The organism is Aphanizomenon sp. UHCC 0183 (assembly GCF_009712065.1).
Classification (GTDB): domain Bacteria; phylum Cyanobacteriota; class Cyanobacteriia; order Cyanobacteriales; family Nostocaceae; genus Dolichospermum; species Dolichospermum heterosporum.
Map to the genome: position 1 here is coordinate 7,346 of NZ_VILC01000116.1, position 5,078 is coordinate 12,423.

Consider the following 5,078-nt stretch of genomic DNA (forward strand, 5'->3'; position numbering starts at 1 on the left):
TGAATTTATGACTTTATCCCTTGGTATTGACTTTGGCACTTCTGGCGCACGGGGTGTGGTAATTGATGAAGAAGGTCGCGTTTTGTCGGAAATGCGTCATTATTGGCTGGTTGAGACTATTGACTGGGTAAAATGTTGGCGAGAGGCTTTATGGAGTCTATTGGGGCAAATTCCGAGGGCTTTAAGGGGGGAAATCGGGGCGATCGCTATTAATGGGACTTCTTCTACTATTTTGCTGACTGATGGGGCTGGAGAGCCTGTAGACGCGACGCTATTGTACAACGATGGTCGGGGTGCGGCGGCTTTAGAACAGTTGAGTCGGATTGCTCCAGATAATCACACTGTGTTAAGTGCTACATCTAGTCTAGCGAAACTCCTCTGGATGCAAGCATTACCTGATTTTGCAAAAGCCAGATATTTACTACATCAAGCCGATTGGCTGGGGTTTCTTTTGCATGGAAAGTTAGGTATTAGCGATTACCATAACGCTTTAAAGCTAGGTTATGATGTAGAAAAATTGCAATATCCACAATGGTTGGAACAGTTAGAAATTCCCTTCCAGTTACCACAAGTGTTAACACCGGGAACTGCTATTGGTGAATTAATTCCCTGGATTGCGGCTGATTTTGGCTTTAAAGGCGATTGTTTGGTGGTTGCTGGCACAACAGATAGTATTGCGGCTTTTCTAGCCAGTGGAGCTAAATTTCCGGGGGAAGCGGTAACTTCGCTGGGTTCAACTTTAGTGCTAAAACTTTTAAGTCGTCAAAGAATTGAAGATGCGCGATATGGAATTTATAGCCATCGTTTAGGTGATTTGTGGCTAACTGGAGGTGCTTCTAATACAGGAGGTGCTGTTTTAAAGTATTTTTTCAGCAATGTTGAGTTAGTGAGGTTAAGCGCGGAAATTGATCCAACTCAACCCAGTGAGTTAGATTATTACCCATTATTGAAACCAGGCGATCGCTTTCCCATTAATGATCCCCAATTATTACCCAGACTAGAACCGCGTCCCGATCAAAATAAAGAATTTCTACATGGTTTATTAGAAAGTATGGCGAGAATAGAAACTAGAGGATATGAACTATTACAAAATCTAGGTGCAGATTCTTTAACCCATATTTATACTGCTGGTGGTGGTGCGACTAATTCCACTTGGACAGCTATTCGTCAACGTTATTTAAAAGTACCAGTTGTTTCATCAATTCATACAGAAGCAGCTTATGGAGCAGCACTTTTAGCAATGGGAAAAGTACAGATTTAGTTGAAGATTCAGATCCCCGACTTCTTTAAGAAGTCGGGGATCTTAGTTTATGAACTAACTAACAGCTAATGAATTTTTACTGTAATATTCTGTTTGCGGGTAAATGCTAATAATAGTATTTCCTACTTCAAAAAATGTTCCTGATTGTTCATTTTTAGAAAATTGCAAATGGGGATATTTAGCCGTTAATTCATCAGCAGTTAACGCTGTAGCTGAGATTTTATTTGGTAAGAGTCCTGTCGAACCAATATAAAACACCATAGGAGAAATCTTTTCTTGGTAAATTTGCTCAACATAAGCTACTAACTTTTTATAAGCTGTCGTCATAGCTGCAATTAACTCTTCTCTATTGACAGATTTATGAGCGTGTTGAGCATATAATAATAACGCCAAATTATGCTCACCAACTTTGCCGAGAATTTCTCCTATTCTTCCATTGATATTGATTCCCAGAAAGTCATCAAAAATGGGTTTCATCAAATCATCAACTTTAGTTAGTTTCATTCTTGCAGAAATGGCTTTTTGTCGAAAAGCGATATTTTGATTTAAAACCATTTCCAAAGTTGGTTTCAGGAAAATCTCTCCAGTTTTTTGGTCGTAAACTTCATATCTTCGCCCTAAAAACTGGTTAGCAGCATATAATTTACTCAAGTTAAGAATATCCTGATTACCAAACTCAATTTTATGACTAATATGAGAATCAATTGGATCTGAATATTCCTGAGTGGTAGGAAAATTCAGATAGAGATTTTTCGATAAATAATGTTGTTTTAATTCCTCTACTTGGTTACTCACAAATAATTCTGATTGATGACGTAAGCAAGCAGACAGAATGCTCGTAATCACCTTAATTTCTGCTAATTGCGTAAATAACCCATCAATATTGCCAAAATTGATATTAACAGGAACTAATGGTAAATTATCTAATTGGATTTGATATTCACAATCAAATTCAAACTTATCAGCAGTAATTACGCCTTTAGATTGCAATAAATCAAATACTTTCTTGTTGCTGATTTTAATATTTAAAGCTGAAATATGAACTTTACCATCTTTGACAATGGTATAATTATTGAAATTATGCAAATCATGAGCCAGTAACCCTGCAATCTCAATAATAGGGGTATGATCTTCCGCCTTTACCAGTTTAACTTTCCGCTTGACTAACATATTAATAGTAGCAGTATTGCGATTTATAGCAAATACACCCATTTGCACAAAATCACCAGCATAAATATCTTCAGTTTGTAAACTAGGAGTTATTAAATCACCATTAATATCTCTAACACCTCTCACAAGTTTAATCCCAGTTCGCTGGTAATCTTCCTTTAACTTATATAAATTCAAAATGATATGTTGACGATATTCAGATAAAATTTGGATAAGTTCTAACAGAGAAATTTGGTGATTTAACTTCGACATAAAACCCCCTAACTTTTATCAATTAAAAACCGGATTTCCCTCTCTGCGTCTCTGCGTCTCTGCGTGAGAAAAATCCCTCTTTTCCTCAATATAGTATATTTGTACTAAAAAGTCAACTTATCCAAATCAAGACTAAAATAAAAATAGCTTTACAATTCTTCATAATTAAAACAAAACAATGGCGCGAGATTTACGAGGATTCATTAAAATTCTAGAAGAAAGAGGGCAATTGAAGCGAATTTCAGCTTTGGTTGATCCAGATATGGAAATTGCGGAGATTTCCAACCGAATGCTGCAAAAAGGTGGTCCAGGCTTACTATTCGAGAATGTCAAAGGTGCATCTTTTCCCGTCGCAGTTAACTTAATGGGGACTGTGGAAAGGATATGCTGGGCGATGAACATGGAAAAACCAGAGGAGTTGGAAACCCTGGGAAAGAAGCTAAGTATGCTTCAGCAACCCAAACCACCGAAAAAGATTTCCCAAGCTATAGATTTTGGTAAAGTGCTGTTTGACGTGGTGAAAGCTAAACCGGGAAGGGACTTTTTTCCGCCTTGTCAACAGGTGGTAGTTGCTGGAAATGATTTAGATTTAAATAAGTTACCTTTAATACGTCCTTATCCAGGAGATGCTGGCAAGATTATTACGCTAGGATTGGTAATTACTAAGGATTGTGAGACGGGAATCCCCAATGTAGGCGTATATCGTTTACAGTTACAGTCTAATAATACTATGACTGTACATTGGCTATCGGTGCGGGGTGGTGCGAGACATTTACGCAAAGCGGCAGAACGTGGTAAAAAGTTAGAAGTAGCGATCGCTCTGGGTGTAGATCCTTTAATCATTATGGCAGCAGCCACACCCATTCCTGTAGATTTATCAGAATGGTTATTTGCTGGATTGTATGGCGGTTCGGGAGTCAACTTAGCCAAATGTAAAACCGTAGATTTGGAAGTTCCCGCAGATTCTGAATTTGTTTTAGAAGGGACAATTACACCGGGGGAAGTTTTACCGGATGGACCTTTTGGCGACCACATGGGATATTATGGCGGTGTGGAGGATTCCCCTTTGGTGCGGTTTCAGTGTATGACACACCGCAAAAATCCCATTTATCTTACCACATTTAGCGGGTTGCCACCAAAAGAAGAAGCCATGATGGCGATCGCACTTAACCGCATTTACACCCCTATTTTACGGCAACAGGTATCAGAAATAGTTGATTTCTTCCTGCCAATGGAAGCGTTAAGTTACAAAGCGGCGATTATTTCCATAGATAAAGCCTATCCTGGACAAGCACGACGAGCAGCTTTAGCGTTTTGGAGTGCGCTACCACAATTTACTTACACTAAATTCGTGATTGTCGTTGATAAAGATATCAATGTTCGTGATCCCCGTCAAGTGGTTTGGGCGATCAGTTCCAAAGTTGATCCTACCAGAGACGTATTTATATTACCAAATACTCCCTTTGATACTTTAGATTTTGCTAGTGAAAAACTTGGTTTAGGTGGGAGAATGGGTATAGATGCCACTACAAAAATTCCTCCAGAAACAGAACATGAATGGGGTGAACCATTAAAATCAGATCCCGATGTTGCGGAAATGGTAGAAAGACGTTGGCAAGAATATGGTTTAGCAGATTTACAATTAGGAGAAGTTGATCCTAATCTATTTGGTTACGATATGAAGTAATACCCACACTCTCCCTTCTCTATCAGAAGGGGAGTGTGATTTGAAGATGGAAAATCTGAAAAACCTAATTTGATGATAATGTATAGAAAGCTGATAATATACAGAAAATCACAAAATATAAGAATTAACTGATTATGTCCAATTTAACAGCGATCGCTCAACTACGAAAGATTATTTTCTCGATATTCCTAACTTTGATCCTGAGTTTTATAATTCCTGCAACTGCTTCAGCTTCTAGCTTAGGAATTGAGTCAGGTAATCTTAGTTCTTGTCCAAATTCTCCTAATTGTGTTGTTAGTCAAAATGCTGATACTAAACACGCTATTGAACCGATTACCTATCATATAGAAAGAGATAAAGCGAGAGAAACTTTACTAAAAGTTCTCACTGTTGTTCCCCGCACCACAATTGTATCACAAACAGATAGTTATATTCATGCAATTTCTAAAAGTCGCATTTTTAAGTTTGTTGATGATGTGGAATTTTATTTTCCTAGCGATAAGTCAGTCATTCATATCCGTTCTGCATCTCGTGTAGGAGATTCTGATTTTGGTGTCAACCGCAGACGCTTAGAACAAATTCGGTTAGCTTTACGGGATTTGAATATTTAATGTCGGTGAAGACGAGATTGCTTCACTCCACTTCGTTACATTCGCAATGACATAGGAGAGTTTTTGAATTTGTCATTGTGACTGAAGGGAAGCAGAT

At 38.1% G+C, this 5,078-nt stretch carries 4 protein-coding genes; 3 read left to right on the forward strand and 1 reads right to left on the reverse strand.

What is annotated here, in order from left to right; all coding sequences use genetic code 11:
- Positions 1 to 7: 7 nt before the first annotated feature.
- On the forward strand, positions 8 to 1,261 hold the full coding sequence (locus tag FJR37_RS23550; RefSeq protein WP_168467269.1) for an FGGY-family carbohydrate kinase: 1,254 nt from the start codon (positions 8 to 10) through the stop codon (positions 1,259 to 1,261).
- A 54-nt stretch (positions 1,262 to 1,315) separates the two neighbouring features.
- On the opposite strand, the gene FJR37_RS23555 is transcribed toward FJR37_RS23550, so the two are convergent.
- Positions 1,316 to 2,683, reverse strand: a complete 1,368-nt coding sequence (locus FJR37_RS23555; protein WP_168467270.1) for a hypothetical protein — start codon at positions 2,681 to 2,683, stop codon at positions 1,316 to 1,318.
- A 178-nt stretch (positions 2,684 to 2,861) separates the two neighbouring features.
- On the opposite strand from FJR37_RS23555, the gene FJR37_RS23560 reads away from it, so the two are divergent.
- Positions 2,862 to 4,370: a UbiD family decarboxylase gene (locus tag FJR37_RS23560; RefSeq protein WP_039201858.1), complete on the forward strand. Its 1,509-nt coding sequence runs from the start codon at positions 2,862 to 2,864 to the stop codon at positions 4,368 to 4,370.
- Between the two features lie 134 nt (positions 4,371 to 4,504).
- Positions 4,505 to 4,981 (forward strand): DUF1499 domain-containing protein, encoded by a 477-nt coding sequence (locus FJR37_RS23565; protein ID WP_168467271.1) that lies wholly within the window; start codon positions 4,505 to 4,507, stop codon positions 4,979 to 4,981.
- Positions 4,982 to 5,078: the final 97 nt, after the last annotated feature.